Source organism: Candidatus Methylarchaceae archaeon HK02M2 (assembly GCA_024256165.1).
Lineage (GTDB): Archaea > Thermoproteota > Nitrososphaeria > Nitrososphaerales > JACAEJ01 > HK02M2.
This window is the reverse complement of record JAKLZG010000050.1, coordinates 1-17,393: the sequence shown is the minus strand read 5'-3', so window position 1 is coordinate 17,393 and position 17,393 is coordinate 1. Positions and strand designations below refer to the sequence as shown.

General features: G+C 39.3%; 21 protein-coding genes. 18 read left to right on the top strand and 3 right to left on the bottom strand.

The genetic code is table 11. The annotated features are described in order from the left end of the window. Positions 1 to 231: 231 nt before the first annotated feature. Complete coding sequence (locus L6N96_04125; protein ID MCP8323347.1) at positions 232 to 696, top strand: pyridoxamine 5'-phosphate oxidase family protein; 465 nt, start codon at positions 232 to 234, stop codon at positions 694 to 696. On the opposite strand, the gene L6N96_04120 is transcribed toward L6N96_04125, so the two are convergent. Beyond that, entirely contained in the window at positions 683 to 865 is a 183-nt protein-coding gene (locus L6N96_04120) for a hypothetical protein (protein ID MCP8323346.1), read from the bottom strand. The two genes, L6N96_04125 and L6N96_04120, sit on opposite strands and share 14 nt — an antisense overlap. Positions 866 to 965: 100 nt before the next feature. Here L6N96_04120 and hemA point away from each other — a divergent pair, with 100 nt between their 5' ends. From hemA to L6N96_04050, 14 genes are all read left to right on the top strand, one after another. Then, entirely contained in the window at positions 966 to 2,384 is a 1,419-nt protein-coding gene (gene hemA / locus L6N96_04115; GenBank protein ID MCP8323345.1) for a glutamyl-tRNA reductase, read from the top strand. Then, positions 2,381 to 3,466 carry a precorrin-8X methylmutase gene (locus L6N96_04110; GenBank protein MCP8323344.1) on the top strand — a complete coding sequence of 362 codons (1,086 nt, stop codon included), beginning with the start codon at positions 2,381 to 2,383 and terminating at the stop codon, positions 3,464 to 3,466. The genes hemA and L6N96_04110 overlap by 4 nt, the downstream gene beginning before the upstream one ends. Before the next feature lie 17 nt (positions 3,467 to 3,483). Further along, entirely contained in the window at positions 3,484 to 4,563 is a 1,080-nt protein-coding gene (gene cbiD / locus L6N96_04105) for a cobalt-precorrin-5B (C(1))-methyltransferase CbiD (GenBank protein ID MCP8323343.1), read from the top strand. Continuing rightward, entirely contained in the window at positions 4,541 to 5,254 is a 714-nt protein-coding gene (cbiE, locus tag L6N96_04100; GenBank protein MCP8323342.1) for a precorrin-6y C5,15-methyltransferase (decarboxylating) subunit CbiE, read from the top strand. Before cbiD ends, cbiE begins: the two co-directional genes overlap by 23 nt. A gap of 2 nt (positions 5,255 to 5,256) precedes the next feature. Then, positions 5,257 to 5,847, top strand: coding sequence for a precorrin-6Y C5,15-methyltransferase (decarboxylating) subunit CbiT (gene cbiT / locus L6N96_04095; protein MCP8323341.1), 591 nt, complete (start codon positions 5,257 to 5,259; stop codon positions 5,845 to 5,847). Between the two features lie 19 nt (positions 5,848 to 5,866). Next, complete coding sequence (cobI, locus tag L6N96_04090; GenBank protein MCP8323340.1) at positions 5,867 to 6,601, top strand: precorrin-2 C(20)-methyltransferase; 735 nt, start codon at positions 5,867 to 5,869, stop codon at positions 6,599 to 6,601. After that, positions 6,601 to 7,362 (top strand): precorrin-4 C(11)-methyltransferase, encoded by a 762-nt coding sequence (gene cobM / locus L6N96_04085; GenBank protein MCP8323339.1) that lies wholly within the window; start codon positions 6,601 to 6,603, stop codon positions 7,360 to 7,362. The genes cobI and cobM overlap by 1 nt, the downstream gene beginning before the upstream one ends. A gap of 2 nt (positions 7,363 to 7,364) precedes the next feature. Beyond that, the gene (locus L6N96_04080) at positions 7,365 to 8,447 is read left to right on the top strand and encodes a cobalamin biosynthesis protein (GenBank protein ID MCP8323338.1); all 1,083 of its coding nucleotides are present in this window, start codon (positions 7,365 to 7,367) and stop codon (positions 8,445 to 8,447) included. An 86-nt stretch (positions 8,448 to 8,533) separates the two neighbouring features. Next, the gene (gene cobJ, locus L6N96_04075) at positions 8,534 to 9,250 is read left to right on the top strand and encodes a precorrin-3B C(17)-methyltransferase (protein ID MCP8323337.1); all 717 of its coding nucleotides are present in this window, start codon (positions 8,534 to 8,536) and stop codon (positions 9,248 to 9,250) included. 12 nt (positions 9,251 to 9,262) lie between these two features. After that, entirely contained in the window at positions 9,263 to 10,255 is a 993-nt protein-coding gene (hemB, locus tag L6N96_04070) for a porphobilinogen synthase (GenBank protein MCP8323336.1), read from the top strand. Next, positions 10,243 to 11,550 (top strand): glutamate-1-semialdehyde 2,1-aminomutase, encoded by a 1,308-nt coding sequence (gene hemL / locus L6N96_04065; GenBank protein MCP8323335.1) that lies wholly within the window; start codon positions 10,243 to 10,245, stop codon positions 11,548 to 11,550. Before hemB ends, hemL begins: the two co-directional genes overlap by 13 nt. 8 nt (positions 11,551 to 11,558) lie before the next feature. Next, on the top strand, positions 11,559 to 12,488 hold the full coding sequence (hemC, locus tag L6N96_04060) for a hydroxymethylbilane synthase (protein ID MCP8323334.1): 930 nt from the start codon (positions 11,559 to 11,561) through the stop codon (positions 12,486 to 12,488). Next, positions 12,475 to 13,251 (top strand): uroporphyrinogen-III C-methyltransferase, encoded by a 777-nt coding sequence (cobA, locus tag L6N96_04055; GenBank protein ID MCP8323333.1) that lies wholly within the window; start codon positions 12,475 to 12,477, stop codon positions 13,249 to 13,251. Before hemC ends, cobA begins: the two co-directional genes overlap by 14 nt. Then, on the top strand, positions 13,206 to 14,036 hold the full coding sequence (locus L6N96_04050; GenBank protein ID MCP8323332.1) for a uroporphyrinogen-III synthase: 831 nt from the start codon (positions 13,206 to 13,208) through the stop codon (positions 14,034 to 14,036). The genes cobA and L6N96_04050 overlap by 46 nt, the downstream gene beginning before the upstream one ends. Before the next feature lie 10 nt (positions 14,037 to 14,046). Here the strand turns inward: L6N96_04050 and L6N96_04045 are convergent, their stop codons facing one another. Both L6N96_04045 and L6N96_04040 read right to left on the bottom strand, forming a co-directional pair. Continuing rightward, positions 14,047 to 14,718, bottom strand: coding sequence for a bifunctional precorrin-2 dehydrogenase/sirohydrochlorin ferrochelatase (locus L6N96_04045; protein ID MCP8323331.1), 672 nt, complete (start codon positions 14,716 to 14,718; stop codon positions 14,047 to 14,049). A 240-nt stretch (positions 14,719 to 14,958) separates the two neighbouring features. Beyond that, positions 14,959 to 15,774, bottom strand: a complete 816-nt coding sequence (locus tag L6N96_04040; protein ID MCP8323330.1) for a winged helix-turn-helix transcriptional regulator — start codon at positions 15,772 to 15,774, stop codon at positions 14,959 to 14,961. 94 nt (positions 15,775 to 15,868) lie between these two features. Here L6N96_04040 and L6N96_04035 point away from each other — a divergent pair, with 94 nt between their 5' ends. The 3 genes from L6N96_04035 to L6N96_04025 form a co-directional block, all read left to right on the top strand. After that, positions 15,869 to 16,561, top strand: coding sequence for an energy-coupling factor ABC transporter permease (locus tag L6N96_04035; protein ID MCP8323329.1), 693 nt, complete (start codon positions 15,869 to 15,871; stop codon positions 16,559 to 16,561). Continuing rightward, entirely contained in the window at positions 16,561 to 16,854 is a 294-nt protein-coding gene (locus L6N96_04030) for an energy-coupling factor ABC transporter substrate-binding protein (GenBank protein ID MCP8323328.1), read from the top strand. The genes L6N96_04035 and L6N96_04030 overlap by 1 nt, the downstream gene beginning before the upstream one ends. A gap of 18 nt (positions 16,855 to 16,872) precedes the next feature. Further along, a partial coding sequence (locus tag L6N96_04025; protein ID MCP8323327.1) for a hypothetical protein occupies positions 16,873 to 17,393 on the top strand: 521 nt, incomplete at its 3' end.

Genomic DNA, 17,393 nt, shown 5'->3' with positions numbered 1-17,393 from the left:
GTAATCGGGATTAATATTTTATCCTCCATCTCCATTGGTTCACCCACAACATTCTTGGTAGACAACGCCTTTAGGAGTTCCTCAGAAACAGCCTTAATCTGATCTTCAGCACTCAATAATATCTCCTTATATAATTAGGAGGAGATTATTAATAAAGTATTTCCTATAACAAAAAACTTGACAATTCGACATATTTAACAGCTTCATGTTGGTCATACATCTGTGCAGATATTGGTACTGATTAAAGAGATTACGAAGCTACTAGAGAAGAATAGCTTCTGTATACTTTCCACAACATCCTTAGATGGCAAACCCCATGCTGTTGGTGTTATCTACTCTGCAAAGGAGCTTGACATCTACATCCAATCGGGTAGGCAGACCAAGAAAGTACGTAATATATCAAAAAATCCTCATGTTGCGGTGGTTATCCCGATTCCATACATCTTCCGCTTCATACCTCCACGAGTTATTCAGTTCCAAGGAAGAGCAGAAATTCTTCCTATAACAAACCCTAAAGCTAACGAGGTCTACAAATGGAGGATAATTGAAGAGGGGGATGGGTGCTTCATTCATATCAGACCTCATAGGAAGATTTGGACTCAAGGGATAGGCATGTCTTTTATAGAAAGAGCAAGACATCCAGAGAAAACAGGTAGAACAGTTACATTAGCTAATTGTTATTCTACAAATTTATAAAATGTTTTGGATAGTTTATTACAGCTGATCTTATGAATCTCTCATAAAATACTGATTCTCTCACCAGTAGCTGAGCTGCTACTTGAAAGATACTATACATTATCAACTCCAAAAAATGGCGTTTTGTAAAGTGCAGTCTTCCTAACTGTATACAAAATGTCTCAATCAATCTCACCAACCAATACCTCTCTATGAGTGAGTTATAGTTATTATATGGTGGGATAATCCAACCATAAATTTAAATAAAACTCTGGATGGACCATCCATCCATGGATAAATTAAATGAATTAAATTTTAATATTTTAAACATAGGAGTTAATCACAAAAATGCCGATATCCCACTGATTGAAGCAGTAGCATTTAGGGATAAGAGGAATGCTTTAAATGATATTTGTGACCGAATAGACAATATCGTTGAATGTCTTATTCTCCAAACATGCAACCGCGTCGAAATTTACTCAGTGTTCAACAATGACGAGAGAGTTGTTGACGCGCTAGTAGAGTATCTGCTTGAAAGGTCAGGTAATAACGCCGAAAAAGTATCTAAATCAATAGAGATTTTTTTTAACCAAGATGTTTTAAGACACATATTCAGAATCGCGTCTGGCCTAGAGTCCATGATGATAGGCGAAGATCAAATCCTCGGACAGGTCTGGGATTCCTACTTAGAGGCTGAGACAAATGGTACGGCGGGCCCCGTTTTAAAAATGATCTTCCATAAAGCTGTGAGTATAGGTCAGCGTGTAAGGCAAGAGACAAATGTTAACAAAGGCGCGGTATCTATAGGATCTGCAGCAGTCAGATTTGCAGAGGAAACCTTAGGAGGACTTGACGGGAAGAATATACTTGTTGTTGGTGCAGGTGACATAGGAACTCTTGTTGCAAAAGCTCTTGTTAGACAGGAGATAGATGCAGTATTCGTTGCAAATCGAACTTATGAGAGAGCTCTCCGGCTTGCAAAAGAATTGAACGGCGAGGCTATACACTTCGACCAATTGAAAGAAGCTATATCAGAAGCAGATGTAGTGATCTGTGCAACTAATGCACCTCACTACATCTTGACTACAGATAAAGTAAAAGAGTCTATGAGAAGACGTAAAAAAACTCAAGACCTCCTTATCGTCGATGTTTCGAATCCAAGAAATGTTGATGAGGGCGTAAAGTCGATCGAACATATTAAGTTATACAATATTGATGGGCTACGTTTGATAGCTAAAAGAAACTTAGAGAATAGAAGGAAGGAGGTAAGTAAGGTAGAAGAGATAATCGAAAAAATGTTGCCTCTGATAGAGAGGAATCTAGAAACCCTTTATGCTGAAAAAATTATCTCGTTAATCTTATCCCGTGCCGAAAAAGTGCGTAAAAAAGAGTTGAAAAAAGCCCTTGGTATGTTAAGATACAGTAATGACGAAGAAAAACAGATCGTGGATAGTTTAACTTGCGTGTTAATAAAACGGATTCTCGTTCCTATCATGGAAAAATTGCGCCCCATGATAGTTAATAATAATCAACAGAGTGTGAAAAAGATATTTGAACTTTTTAATCTAAGATGTCCATCTTGTTCTTCTTTAGGTAATTGGTATTGTGAAAAATGTACCCATTACTACTGCAAAGATCATTTTGATCTTCATCTAGAAGATCAAGTTGCTTTAAGAGCTCTTGCAGAAATACAGGAGGAGTGCATGTGAATCAAGTAGGACTCGTCCTTGTCGGTCATGGAAGCAAACTTCCACACAGCAAAGATACCTTAGAAAAGTTAGCCAAAATTGTGCAAGGAATGCAGAAATTCAAAATAGTTGAAGTTAGCTTCATGATGAGGAATAAACCTTCACTCCAAGAAGCAATAAAGAATGTTATTGACAAAGGAGCTAAGAAGGTCGTCGTAATTCCCGTTTTTCTGACACGAGGAAAACACACAGAAGATGATATTCCATTTATATTAAATTCAAATTTAGAAACCGATAAATTCCCTTCAAAAGAAATAGAAATCATTTATGGAGAACCTTTAGGGCCTGATAAAAGAATAGCTGAAATAATAGAGGATAAGGCGCTAGAAGCACTTGATAAAAAGTACACTTCGCCTCAAAAGATGAATTCGAAGCATGAAATCAATGGTTCCAACATTGCAGGTTTAAAAATTATGAGTTCGAGTTTAAAGACTATAAGACAATCAATTCCTGATGTTTTAGAGAGTGTACCTAAACTTCATGTTCCCATAATAGAACGGGTAGTTCATGCCACAGCAAATCCTGAATTCGCTAGATTGTTGGTATTCAATGGAAATGCCATCGAAGAAGGTGTAAATAATATCAAAGCGGGATCAGATATAATTACTGACGTAAAGATGGTTAAGGTTGGGATAAATGAAGCGAAGTTAAGGAGGTTTGGCGGCAAAGTTATCACATATATCGATAACGATCGATCAATAAACTTGGCAAGTCGCATGTCGATTACAAGGGCTACAGCTGCTATGCGTATCCTCTTAGAAGAAGCGTCCGACGGATGTATGATAGTGATTGGGAATTCGCCTACAGCCGTATTCGAAGTTGTAAATGCAGTTAAACGTAAATCTATTAACCCAGCTTTAATAATTGCTACTCCTGTAGGCTTTATCGGTGCCGAAAGATCGAAGGAAGAAATTTTAAATTTACCAGTTCCATCAATAATCGTTAGGGGTCCAAAAGGTGGAAGCGCCGTAGCTGTAGCCATAACCAACACTTTGCTTTCTATCGCTGAGGATAGTCCGCCACTGAAGAATATGGAGGTATGATTCTATAGGTGTTAAGTATGCAAAAAATGTTAAGGTATGGAATTACAACAGGTACCTGTGCCGCTGCAGCAGCCAAAGCTGCTGTACTAACCTTATTGAGCGGTCCCGTTGACAGAGTTGTCGTCCCAAGTCCTCTGGGTCTACGTATAGAGGTACCAGTGAAAGAGTGTAAGAGAATGAGCGATCATACTGTCACAGCCTCCGTCATAAAGGACGCTGGAGATGATGCAGACGTCACTGACGGTCTAGAGATTTTCGCTAAAGTATCTCTATCAGAAGATGACAAGATCGTTATAAAGGGAGGTAAGGGCATAGGTATCGTTACGAAGCCAGGATTACCAGTGCCACTTGGTGAGCCAGCTATAAATACTACCCCAAGAAGGATGATAAAAGAGGCCATCAAAGAAGTTCTACCTCCTAACAAAGGAGCTGAAGTGGTCATAAGCATCCCTGAAAGCGGAAAGGTTTCGAAGAAAACATTTAACAAAAAGTTAGGCATAATCGATGGAATATCTGTTCTCGGTACTACAGGTATCGTCAAGCCATTTTCGATTGAAGCATACAAAAGCTCTTTAGTTTCACAGATAGATATTGCAATAGCTAAAGAATATAAGCGTATTATCTTGGTGCCAGGAAATATTGGAGAAAAACTTGCAAGGAAACTACTCAATGTTCCTAATGATGGTATCGTTCAGACAGGAGATTTTATAGGGTTTATGTTAAAGAAAGCGGTAGAAAAAGGATTAAAAGAAATCATGCTTTTCGGACATCCGGGAAAGCTTGTAAAAGTTGCAGCTGGTATATTCAACACTCATCATAAATCGGGTGATGCTCGAAAGGAAGTCATAGCAGCTTATGCCGGAGCATCTGGTGCAGATACAGCAACTATTCAAGCTATATTGCAATCTAATACTACAGAAGAGATGATCGGAATTCTTAAACAAAAAAAACTATTACATGTTACATTTAACAAAATAGCTGGGGAAATCAGCCAACGATCTATGGAAAGGATTGAAAATAAGGCAGAGATAAACACCATTTTAGTCGCTTTGGATGGAACGGTTGTTGGATCTCATGGGAAAGCTGAAGCGAACTAAAGAGCATGCAGGCAAGATCTTTATAGTGGGTGCAGGACCTGGCACACCAGATTTTATAACTCCAATTGCAAGGAAAACAGTACAAAATGCACATCTTCTCATAGGGAGTAAGAGGGTTTTAAATATGCTTGAAAGTTCAAGTGAAATCAAAGGAGAAGTGTTGTCACTAAATGCCAGTAACATTCACAGTACTCTTAAATTCGGGATAGAAGTAGCTAAAAGTGGTAAATCAGTAGTAATATTATCAACTGGAGACCCCTGCATCTTCGGCCTTCTGAAACCAGTTCTTAAAATCAAAGAAGATGTTGAAATTGAAGTTATACCTGGTATAAGTTCAATACAAACTTGCCTAGCACGCCTTTGTCTATGTTGGGATGATATCGGTCTTCTCATCAGTTTTCATCAAGAGACCAGTCCTGAAAAAAAGAAGATACTGATCAAAGCTGTAAATGAAGGTAAAAATATCGTACTCCTTCCAGGTCCCAAGTCTTTTCCTCCCAACAAAATACTGAATTTCTTACTTGCGCAAGGATTTGATGAAGAACTTCCTGTTGCTATTTGTGAAAGGCTTACCTATCCTGAGGAGAAAATCGTCAAAGGCACATTGAAGAGTTTATCAAGACTCAGCTTTGACCCTTTAAGTGTAATGGTAATCGAAAAGCTGAGATCAACCCAAACTCAAAGTGAATGACAATGTGGATTCATAAGGTTCCCGGAATTCCAGATGACTTATTCATTAAAAGTGATAGAATCCCTGGACCTACAAAAGAAGAGATCAGGGTACTGACTATCTCTAAAACCCGCCTTCACAAAGGAAGTTATGTCATCGATATAGGTTGTGGTATAGGTAGTCTGACCGTTGAAGCAGCACTGCAAGTAGCTCCGATGGGCAAGGTTTTCTCTATAGATAAAGAAGAAGAATCTATCAGATTGACCAAAGAGAACGCAAAAAGGTTTGGAGTAGAAGACATCGTTACATGTGTACATGGCAAGGCTCCAGAGGCTATGTATGATCTACCAATAGTCGACTCCATTATCATTGGAGGTGGATTGTCGCAAGATGTGATAAAAACTTCTGCTAAAAAACTGAAAGTGAATGGATGTATAGTTATAAATTCTATCCTCTTGGAGACAAGTTATACAGCAATAGTCGAGCTTAAGAAGCTAAACTTCAAGGAGTTAGAAGTTATCCAAGCCTTTATTGCCAAAGGACGAGAAGTAGGCAGAAAAACTATGATGATTGCGAGAAATCCAATTACGATAATATCGGCCAAGAAGAGTTGACTTTATGGTGGAAAGTAAAATGGGAAGAATAGTGGGAATAGGAATCGGGCCTGGCGATCCAGAACTGATTACTATCAAAGCAACAAAGACGCTAAGAGAGGCAGATATAATATTCGTCCCTAAGGCGCATCAAAGAAAGCCGAGTATAGCTCTGAACGTAATAAAACCAGTTCTGGAGAAGAGAGACAGACCACCTGAGATACTCGAATTGATACTCCCAATGACGAGAAATAAAAAAGAACTTGAATTAGCATGGGAAAAGAATGCTGAAATCATTGTCGAAAAAGCAAAATGTGAAAAGTTAATTGCCTATGTTACGTTAGGGGACCCAACATTATACAGTACATTTACTTATCTCTCACGTAAAATAAGAGAGAAATATCCTGAAATCAATATAGAGATCATCCCGGGAATTACTTCACTAACGGCTTGTGCTGCAAGGTCCGGTGTATCTCTGGTAGAGGGGAATGAGATATTGTCGATAGTACCATCTGACAGTGATCTTGATAAAATTAGAGAAATAGTCAAGTATTCAGATAACTTGGTTTTCATGAAAAGAATTCAGCACCTAGAAAGCATACTCCCCATTCTGGAAAAAGCAGGTTTTACAAAAAATTCACGGGTTATCTTAGCCAGAAGGTGCACTATGCCTGATGAAAAGATGAAGATAGGGAAATTAATCAATATACAGAGTTGGCGTGCCTATGAAGATTATTTCTCTCTGGCGATAGTAAAAAGAAGGGGTGAAAGGTAGTGGGCAAAGTCGTCTTTATAGGTGTTGGTCCAGGAGACCCTGAGCTCATAACACTTAAGGGTAAAAAGATTCTTGAAGAGGCTTCCGTAATAATCTACGCTGGCTCTCTAGTAAACCAGGAAATACTTAAGTTCGTTAAACCCGGAGTAGAAATATACAACAGCGACACAATGAATTTAGAGGACTTTCTGAATCTTATGATAAAAAGTGTAAAAGAAGGCAAACTCGTTGCCAGAGTTCATGATGGTGATCCAAGCATCTACGGAGCTATACAGGAACAGATCGATCACCTTATGGCTAAGGGAATAGACTGCGAAGTAGTTCCTGGCGTGAGTTCTTTATTTGCAGCCGCAGCAAGTTTGAAGAGGGAATTAACATTACCCTCTATTTCCCAAACTGTGATCATAACTAGACCCGAAGGCAAGACTCCAGTGCCTGAGAAAAGATTGATCAAAGACTTGGCGAAGCATAAAGCAACCATAGCCATATTTTTGGGCATCAAACAGATCGATTCTGTAGTCAAAGATCTTTTACAAGGAGGTTTACCCAAAGATACTCCTGTCGCAGCGGTATATAAAGCATCTTGGCCTGAAGAAAAAATAATTAAAAGTACTCTTGAGAAAATATCTAAAAAGGTAAAAGAGGTTGGGTTTGAGAAGACTACACTGATCATTGTAGGAGAAGTATTGAAACCAAAAACATACGAGTTTTCAAAACTTTACGATCCAACCTTTACTCATGGTTACCGCAAAGGTAGGTAAAAATGTTCTCTAAAGGCGTCTCGATCATCACTCTTTCCAAATATGGTGTAGATACTGCTATCAAGATAAAAAACGCATTAAGTGAAATGGAGTACGATTGCACGGTCTTTGCTCCAGCAAAGTATGTGACCGATGGAATAACGCCTATGAATACTAAACTAGGCGATTTCATTAAAAATATTTTTGATAAGGTGGATGCAATAATTTCGGTTATGGCTATCGGAATAACAGTTAGAACCATCGCTCCTTGTTTAAAAGATAAGAGAACCGATCCAGCAGTCGTCGCAGTTGACGATTTGGGCAAATTTGCAGTCAGTCTTCTCTCTGGTCATTTAGGTGGATCTAATCAACTTACAAAATTGATATCTGATGGGATAGGAGCTAGTGTTGTTGTTACAACTGCTTCCGATTTATTAGGTAAGAAGAGCGTTGAAGAACTCGCAAGGGAATTGCATTGCAAGATTAATAACTTTGAAGGCCTTCTACCTGTCAATTCAGCTATAGTGAACAAAGAAAGTGTAATCGTAGTTTTAACAGAAGGTGTTAGCTATCTACTCGGATTCATCGAAGACTTTGAGACAACAGTCGTGGATGACGTCGAAATGGCGAAAGAGATCATAAATGCTTATGATGCGGGTATAATCATCACGGAAGAAAATGCAAAAGGAGAGTCGAAAAAACCAATAGTCTATCTCAATCCTATGAAGATAGTTGTAGGAATAGGTTCTAAAAAGAATATCAATAAAGAAGAAATTACCAAAGCTATAACCTTAGCTTTGGATCGAGTAAACATCTCGCTAAATCGAGTGAATTGTTTGGCTACCGCAGAGATAAAAAAAGGTTCGTCTATAATTGAGGCTGCTGAAAATTTAGAATTGCCGATAGAGATCATAGACATGCATAAGATCAAAACGCTTAAGCATGCCGATTTGTCTCTACCTTCAGAAATTGTCAAAAGGCAAGTAGGAGTAGGAGGAGTATGCGAACAAGCAGCATTGATCGCTGCTGGGAAAAGAGCTAGTTTGCTCCTAAAAAAGACCAAGTTCAAGGAAGGTGTGACGATAGCCATCTCAAGAGGTGAATAGAATTATCAGAGAAGGATACATCTATCAGATCTTCTCATAAGGGACGGATAGCTGTTGTTGGAATCGGGCCTGGAGCAATCGAACATATGACATTGAAAGCCAAACAAGAAATAGAAGAATCAGAAGTTGTTGTAGGTTATAAAACGTACATAAAATTGATTCGAACAACGATCCCAAAGGATGCTGATGTCATCGAAACTGGGATGCGTCATGAAGTTGAGAGAGCCCAAGTAGCTATTATGAAGGCTCTAGAGGGTAAAAGAGTTGTCGCCATTAGTGGAGGTGACCCTGGTATTTATGGTATGGCAGGCTTAATTATCAAGGTAGCAGAACTTAGAAAAGCGGATATCGATATAGAGATCGTCCCAGGTATAACAGCGGCTGTAGCGGCAGCAGCTGTACTTGGGGCCCCTATCATGGGGGATTTCGCTATAATAAGCCTAAGTGACATCCTGACCCCTTGGAAACTTATTGAAGAAAGATTGACGTTAGCAACAAAGGCTGACTTTGTAATAATCATATACAATCCAAAAAGTCAGAAGAGGAGAACACAATTGATGAAAGCTCATAAAATATTATTACGTTACCGGAGTCCTAAAACTACTGTAGGAATAGTTAAACAAGCTAAAAGACAACAAGAAAGAGCTGTTATGACTACACTTGAGAATATGATGAACTACGAGATAGACATGGCTACTACGATTATCGTTGGGAACTCAACTACTCAGGTATTAAACGGAAGAATGGTCACGCCTAGGGGCTATAAGATTGAAGTTGACAATCGGGACTTACTTACACCTTAGTTAAGAAAACTTATGGAGGCATTTCAATATTTGAGTTTTCCACTAATAAGGCTAAGGCGATTGCGTAGGACATCTGCCCTTCGAGATTTGATGCGTAAAATCAGGGTAAATCGAAGTGACTTAGTTTATCCTATCTTCGTTGATGAACGTGCACAAAAACCTATGCCCATCGAGTCGATGCCAGAATATTTCCGATTGCCAATTGAATACGTGATTAAAGAAGTTCAACAAATGATCGACCTTAACATAAAGGCCCTAATTCTCTTCGGAGTGCCCTCAAAAAAAGATGAGACTGGTTCCCAAGCTTTCGCTAAAGATGGAGTTATTCAAAGAACAATTCGTGAATTAAAACGCGAATTTGGTGATCAAATTGTCATCATGACCGATATCTGCCTCTGCGAATATACTACCCATGGACATTGTGGGATATTAAAAGATGGGGAAGTTGATAATGACTCTACTCTCAAAATCTTAGAGAAAGTAGCTGTCAGTCAAGCTCAGGCTGGTGCGGACATCGTTGCTCCATCTGCTATGATGGATGGTCAGGTAAAAGCAATAAGAAATGCTTTGGACGATTCTGGCTTTAATCATTTAGGTATTATGGCGTACTCAGCAAAGTACTCTTCTTGCTTTTACGGTCCCTTTCGAGAGGCAGCTGAATCTAAGCCCGAATTTGGAGATAGAAAGAGTTACCAAATGGATTACGGAAATTTAAATGAGGCGCTGCGTGAAGTTGAGCTGGATATCCACGAAGGAGCGGATATAGTTATGATCAAACCAGCCCTACCATACCTAGACTTAATATATCGTATCAAAGCGAAATTTGATGTTCCTTTAGCTGCATATAATGTAAGTGGAGAATATACTCTGGTAAAAGCAGCTGCTCAAAAGGGATGGATTGATGAGAAATCTGCAATCCTTGAAATTCTGACAAGTATCAAGCGGGCTGGAGCAGATTTGATCATCACCTACTTTGCCAAGGATGTGGAACTATGGATAGATTAACCTCAGGGATAATTAGATCACAAGAGCTTTTCAAAAGAGCTAAAAAAGTATTACCAGGCGGAGTGAATAGTCCTGTCAGAGCATTTGAACCTTATCCGTTCTTTGTGAAAAAGGCAAGTGGCTCCAAAATATACAGCGTAGACGGAACTTCCTATATAGATTATTGTATGGCTTATGGCCCCTTGATTTTTGGCCATTCATCTAAAGAAGTTTTAGATGCTGTTGAAAAGCAACTAGCAAAGGGATCACTTTATGGTACCCCAACTGAAAAGGAAGTAGAGTTCGCAGAATTAATCAGCAAGTTGATACCGTCTATAGAAATGCTTAGGCTAGTAAACTCGGGTACAGAAGCAACGATGCATGCAATAAGGGTAGCTAGAGGTTTCACAGGAAGGAAGAAGATCATTAAGTTCGAAGGGTGCTTCCACGGTTCTCATGATTATGTTCTAGTCAAAGCAGGATCGGGAGCCATTACGTTTGGAGCCCCCACTTCGCTAGGCATCCCTGAGGAGACTAGCCGTAACACTATAGTCTTGCCTTATAATGATATCAAGGCGTTAGAAGAAATTGTTGAAAATGAGGGATGTAATATAGCCGCATTAATAGTGGAACCAGTCATAGGAAATACTGGCCTCATCCTGCCAATGGAAGGATATCTAAATAAGATGCGAAAAATAACTTCCGATCACGGTATACTCCTTATATTTGATGAAATCATTACAGGCTTTAGGCTCTCTTTGGGAGGGGCGCAGGAATACTATGATATAAAACCAGATATAACAACATTGGGTAAGATACTTGGTGGTGGTTTTCCTATAGCTGCTTTTGGTGGTCGAAAGGAAATCATGCAATATGTATCCCCGCTTGGTAAAGTATACCAAGCTGGAACATTTAGTGGTAATCCAATTTCGGTAGCTGCAGGTTACGCTACTCTTCAAATTTTGAATAAAAATCAGAACGAAATTTACCCAAAACTCGAAAAGGCAGGTGAAGAGATAAAGAAAGCCTTTATAGACTCGGTTTTCGATCATCGTATCGAAGCACAAGTAAACAGTATATCCTCTATGTTCCAGATTTTCTTTGCTCCTCATCCGGTAGCCGATTATAGAAAAGCCAAGCTATCCGACATAAGTAAGTTCCAAAGTTACTTCCATAAACTCTTAAAACATCGTATATTCTTACCACCTTCGCAATTCGAAACCTGCTTCCTATCAACCGCACATACTGAGGAGGATTTAGAAGATATTATCAATGCTTTTGACGATGCTTTAAGAAACATAAGTAAGGTCGGTTAGTTTCGGGAATGATATTAACAGTTGGCACCAGAGGAAGCAAGCTGTCACTGATACAGACAAATGCAGTCATAAAAAGCCTAAAATTCTTTCATCCAGAGCTAGAGGTAAAAGTTAAAGTCATCAAGACTACAGGAGATAAAGAACGAGGAAAACCTCTTTTCACTATTGATAGGAAAGGTATCTTTGAAAAGGAAATTGATGTAGCTGTAGTGAAAGGAGAGGTCGACTTTGCAGTTCATAGCCTAAAGGACGTCCCCATCACAGAAAACTTAGGGACAAAAATAGTGGCGATACCAAAAAGATTCTCACCTCACGACGTTCTATTTTCCAAAAATATACCTTTGAAAAAGTTACCCAAGGGTGGAGTTATAGGCACTAGTAGCTTGAGAAGAATGGCTCAAGTCAAATTTTTACACCCTGATTTAGAGGTTAAACCAATTAGAGGTAATGTAGAAACAAGAATCGCTAAGGTAAATCGAGGTGAATTCGATGGTGTAATATTGGCTGAAGCAGGACTTGATAGAATGGGAATGAAGGATCTGGTTACTGAACGCCTTCCAATATATGATTTTACTCCTGCTGCTGGACAGGGAGCTTTAGCTGTTGTTACAAAAGAAAATAATGAGGGCGTCATAGAACTGCTTTCTTCTATAAACGACCCTCTAACAAAGGCTGAAGTTACTGCTGAGAGAAGTTTAGTGTTTGCTCTTAAAGGCGGCTGTCGTGTGCCTATTGGAGTTATAGGGCGTGCCAATGACAAGTCCTTATCACTTTATGGTTGTGTCTTTTCGGTCGATACTTGTAAGAAAATCTTCTCTACAGCTGAGGGACATCCTGACGAAGCTGAAAGGTTGGGTGGTGAGGTTGCTCAAAGCCTATTAGAAAAAGGGGCTAAAGCTTTCGAAATCGAGTGGAGGAAAAAATATGGGGTATGGTAAAGTCTTCCTTGTTGGCGCAGGGCCAGGAGATCCTGATCTTCTTACAGTAAGGGCTGTAGAACTCCTAAATAAGGCAGATGCAGTAATTTATGATAGACTTGTAAGCAAAAAGGTCCTTCGATTAGTCCCACAGAATACAGAGAAAATATATGTTGGAAAGGGACCTGGAAAACATGAGTTATCTCAAGAAGAGATCAACGAATTGATCATCGGCATGGCTCTTAAAGGGAAGATGGTAGTCAGGTTGAAAGGTGGAGACCCATTTCTTTTCGGTAGAGGGGGGGAAGAAGCAGAGATATTGATGAGCCATGATATCGACTTTGAAGTAGTGCCAGGAATAACCTCGGCTTTGGCAGCCCCCGCCTATGCAGGCATCCCCCTCACCCATAGGGCTTATTCTTCCTCTATTGCTATCGTCACAGGTCACCGAGCAACAAATAAGGAAGAAACGATAAAGTGGGACAAGTTAGCTAATTCGGTAGATACAATTGTCATTCTAATGGGTGTAGGACAATTAGAGTCGATTGTGGAGAGTCTTATAAGAGGGGGTCTGAGCTTGGATACTCGTGTAGCGATCATCGAGCGGGGAACTTTATCAGATCAGAGGACATTAATTGGCAGGCTCGGCACAATAGTAAATGAAGCTAAAGAAAGGAAGGTGGGTCCCCCTGCTGTAATCGTTATAGGCGAAGTCGTTAAGTTTGGGGAAAAACTTCATTGGTTCAAGGTGCCTATATGTTCAATGGAAGAACGATTGCCATAACAAGACCTCAAGATCAGGCGGAAGAAGTCTGTGATGTTATCAGAAGAGAAGGAGGAGAACCCTATCTAATTCCAACTATAGAAACAAAAAGATCAGATGACCTATCTATCGTTAAGAATTTTACTGACACCCTTGCCAAAGGAAAGGTCGATTACGTTATCTTCATGAGTGTCAACGGTATAAAGTATCTACTTGAATCCGCTCAAATCCTAAAGTTAAGAGATAAATTATTAAAATATCTGAATGAAGTCTTTATAATAGCAGTTGGTCCAAAAACTGCTTCTAAGCTAGAATCTTACCAAATTCGTGTGGACTTAATACCAGAAAAATATAGTTCACATGGGATCGTGGAGAGCCTAAAGCAACTTGATATTTCAGGCAAAATCGTTTATCTGCTCCGTACAAATGCTGCAACTCCAACTCTAAAAGAAAACTTAGAAATGATGAGGGTTATCGTAAGAGAGATTTATGTATATGAATCACTAATTCCTAAAAATTCATATATTGAGAAAAATTTTATTCATGATTTGATCCATGGAAAGATTCATGCAATAATATTCGGTAGCTCGTTATCCGTCAATAATCTATTTAAAATGCTTAAGAGACACATATCCGTAAATGAGTTAAGAAATCTTCTGAATAACAAATCGACTATTGTAGCGATCGGCCCCCTAACGGCAAGGACGTTGCACGAATTAAAAGTGAAAGTTGACGTCATGCCAAGCAATTATCTATTCGATGGAGCTTTATTTGCTTTAGCTCAATATTGGAATAAGCCCCTATAAATAAAAAATTCTAAGATACTTGAACCATATCATTAACCGAAGAATCTTTTATAAGCCCCATAGCAATTGTCTTTGCTTTATCAAGTTCATTATTTCTTATTAGCTTTCGAATTTCATCATTTTTAAGTATGGTGTAAAGAAGTCTTCTTCTAATCTTATGGTCTGGAACCTTTTGCTTTATAATCCCTCTCATATATTCTTGTAACTGAACTTGTAGTATGTCTTCTTTTTTAATTATCTTCTCTATTCTCTTTCTTAAAACTCTGGCCATTGCAGGACTCTTTCCACCAGTAGATATGGCAATTCTGAAGTCTCCTATCTGAGCTATAGCTAGTTGTGTAAAATCACTAATAGAGGGGTTATCCACGGCTAGCACCATATAATTATTTGATTTTGCTTGCTTGGCAAGTTCTTGGTTCAAATCTTTATCATTGGTAGCGACTATGATTAAGTCTGGCTTTGGTCTAAGATCATCGAAAATCGGAAACCCTTTTTTAATATCTTTGATCAATAACTTAACCTTTCCAAGACTATTCAGCTTTTTTAAGCCAGCTGAGAACTGTTTACTTATGACAAGAACCTTTGCTCCAGCATCCAAGAAGCTTAGGGTCTTTCGGTAACCCTCAGGGCCGCCTCCAACAACTACCACATATTTGCCCTCGAAGTTAAAGTCGATAATCAATTAGCTCAAAGATATTTTTCGTAACTTTTTAACTCTTACTTTGATGCTTGTCAATTTTAAAGCTGTGTAGATCTTATCATTCAAAGGGTAGAGATGTGAAAATCTTTTAGCTTAACGGTGCTTGTAGCGCTATCCTACCATTCAGAAAGGTGTCGGAATTATGATTTTCTTTTATAACGCGGTAAGACAAGATATCACATATTGAGAAGGTACTATTAAAACCTCAAGCAAAAACAGCATTCACCGAATCCTTACGTCTTCAACTGTATATATTATGTCAACAATATGTTTGGCACTCATATTACCTATTTCTTCGATCACTTTGTTGGCCATTCTGCCGACTGAAAGTACAAATACGTCTAATCCTCTTAATGCGGTTAAAGCAACTGCTCTAGTTACGCCAAATTCAAGGTCAGCTTTGAGATTCAATTTATTTAGGACAGCCCTTCCAACAGTTCCCATAACGCCTATTCTATCTGGTTTGAATTCTTCATATAATTTGTGAACCTTTTCCAAGTCAACGATTCTTGAGCCTCCTTTTTTTATACTGGGTAACTTAATAATCAAAATCCTCCCTCGATTTAATTTTACTTGCCCTCTTGAGTTCCCCACGCCAACATCCTCTCCTGGGTTGGCATCTATGACAGCCCTTCCAAACGCTTCAACATCCGGATGGTTTGACTCTACGGCGTATAGGACACCACCCTTCATAATCAGTCCTACCTCATCACCCTCCTTTATTGGTTGTACTGCTATGGCTGGCCACACACGTTCATTCTTCAAATAATTTTTAATCCTTACTACATATTTTTCCAAGTCATCAATATCCGTATGTAACTTCTCAAGACCATCGGGAGTCAACCTATAATTTGCGCTCTCTGAACCTGCCTCCACCATCCCGCTTCTTATCAGCGCTTTAAGTTGCTTTGAAACGGCTTGTATCGTGATCCCGAGCTCGTATGCAATATCCTTTTGCCTGACATGTGGTTGACTTTGCATGATCTTCTGCAGAATTTGAAACTTGGTAAATTCACCCTTACCCCCTAGGAAAACCATTTTTTCAACCCTAAAAAATGCGTTAAACCAGGTCTTAACTTCAGTTAAACTAATATTTAAATACATGGTTGGAGTATCCATCCAATGATAAAAAATGCATATAATGGAAGGTTTTCTTCCCAGCCCATGGTGGGAAATTTGGTTCTTAGTTTCAATACCAATAGTGGCGTACGGCATTTATAGGATTTCTGACATTACAAAAAAGCATCCTGAGGCTAAGCCGCTACTTGCTTTAGTAGGTGCATTCATCTTTGTGCTTTCTGCTCTGAAGCTACCATCTGTCACAGGTAGTTGTTCGCATCCAACAGGTTCAGGTTTAGCTGCTGTATTGTTCGGACCTGCAATTGCCTCAGTTCTCTCAATGATTGTCTTGGTTTTTCAAGCTCTGCTGTTAGCACATGGAGGTCTGACTACATTAGGTGCAAATACCTTTTCTATGGGAATATTAGGGCCTTTCGTGGCTTTTGCTATATGGATCGTCCTTAGGAAAATGAAGGTGTCGAATTCCATTGGAGTTTTCTTTGCCGTTGCTTTGGGAGACTTGTTCACCTATTTTATGACATCAGCCCAACTTGCTCTCGCCTTTCCAACAGCGGCAGGTTTCTGGGACGCGTTGATAAAGTTTGGAACTGTCTTCTCATTCACGCAGATTCCATTGGCCATCGGTGAAGGCATTCTTGCGATACTTATCTTCGACTTCCTAGTCAAGTATAAGGGGCAGATTCTCAGTACAATGGGAGTAATTAAATTGCCTGTCGTTTCCCTTACGCAGGAGGAGAAAGAATAGTGGAAACCAAACATGTCATACTAATCTTAGTTATGGTTGCTCTCTTTGTTATACCCTTAGCAATCCTTCCAACAGCAGAATACGGTGGTGCAGATGGTGCCGCAGAAGAGTTGATCTCGGAGACGGGTTATGAACCTTGGTTTGAACCGATCTGGGAGCCACCAAGCGGTGAAATAGAAAGTCTGCTATTCGCAACCCAAGCAGCAATAGGAGCTATCATTATAGGATACTTTATCGGATTCGAGAAGGGAAAGAGAGCAAAAAAATATGACGCACAAAAATTAAACCATTAGACTGAAAGATGAAGTTGGATGAGCTTAAGTCACGTACATGTACAGATCGATAGATACGCATACATGAATCCTCTAGCAAAGAATTCTCCTACAACAAAAATCTTCTTTGCGCTCTCCACGCTCATTATATGTGTCACATCACCATCGCCACTAGTACATATAATCGTATTCCTAACAACTACTACTTTGCTGTTGCGTTTTGCCAAGATACCAGTTCACTTCTATAGGAGCTTATTAGTGTATCCAACTGCAGTTGTCATCGCAAGTTGCTTCATTATTGCCCTATTCTTTGGCTATGGAGAATCCATTTTAGAGATAATTTTACCTTGGTTCAGCTTGACTATCTTTAATAATGGAGTCGCAATGGCTATTACGACATTTTTCAGAGTAGAAGGAGCCCTTTCTTGCTTGTATTTCCTTGTATTGACAACTTCGATGACGGATATTCTCATCACCTTCCGACGAGCACATATACCCATGGTTCTGATCGAGATGTCTTTGTTGATTTACCGCTACATATTTGTCTTTATGGAAGTTGC

Excerpts from the sequence above, each read along its gene's own strand:
- hemA (MCP8323345.1), top strand. The coding sequence starts at position 966 with ATGGATAAATTAAATGAATTAAATTTTAATATTTTAAACATAGGAGTT.
- cbiD (MCP8323343.1), top strand. The coding sequence starts at position 3,484 with ATGCAAAAAATGTTAAGGTATGGAATTACAACAGGTACCTGTGCCGCT.
- cbiE (MCP8323342.1), top strand. The coding sequence starts at position 4,541 with ATGGGAAAGCTGAAGCGAACTAAAGAGCATGCAGGCAAGATCTTTATA.
- cbiT (MCP8323341.1), top strand. The coding sequence starts at position 5,257 with ATGTGGATTCATAAGGTTCCCGGAATTCCAGATGACTTATTCATTAAA.
- cobI (MCP8323340.1), top strand. The coding sequence starts at position 5,867 with ATGGGAAGAATAGTGGGAATAGGAATCGGGCCTGGCGATCCAGAACTG.
- L6N96_04080 (MCP8323338.1), top strand. The coding sequence starts at position 7,365 with ATGTTCTCTAAAGGCGTCTCGATCATCACTCTTTCCAAATATGGTGTA.
- cobJ (MCP8323337.1), top strand. The coding sequence starts at position 8,534 with ATGACATTGAAAGCCAAACAAGAAATAGAAGAATCAGAAGTTGTTGTA.
- hemB (MCP8323336.1), top strand. The coding sequence starts at position 9,263 with ATGGAGGCATTTCAATATTTGAGTTTTCCACTAATAAGGCTAAGGCGA.
- hemL (MCP8323335.1), top strand. The coding sequence starts at position 10,243 with ATGGATAGATTAACCTCAGGGATAATTAGATCACAAGAGCTTTTCAAA.
- hemC (MCP8323334.1), top strand. The coding sequence starts at position 11,559 with ATGATATTAACAGTTGGCACCAGAGGAAGCAAGCTGTCACTGATACAG.
- cobA (MCP8323333.1), top strand. The coding sequence starts at position 12,475 with ATGGGGTATGGTAAAGTCTTCCTTGTTGGCGCAGGGCCAGGAGATCCT.
- L6N96_04040 (MCP8323330.1), bottom strand. The coding sequence starts at position 15,774 with ATGGTTTTCCTAGGGGGTAAGGGTGAATTTACCAAGTTTCAAATTCTG.
- L6N96_04035 (MCP8323329.1), top strand. The coding sequence starts at position 15,869 with ATGCATATAATGGAAGGTTTTCTTCCCAGCCCATGGTGGGAAATTTGG.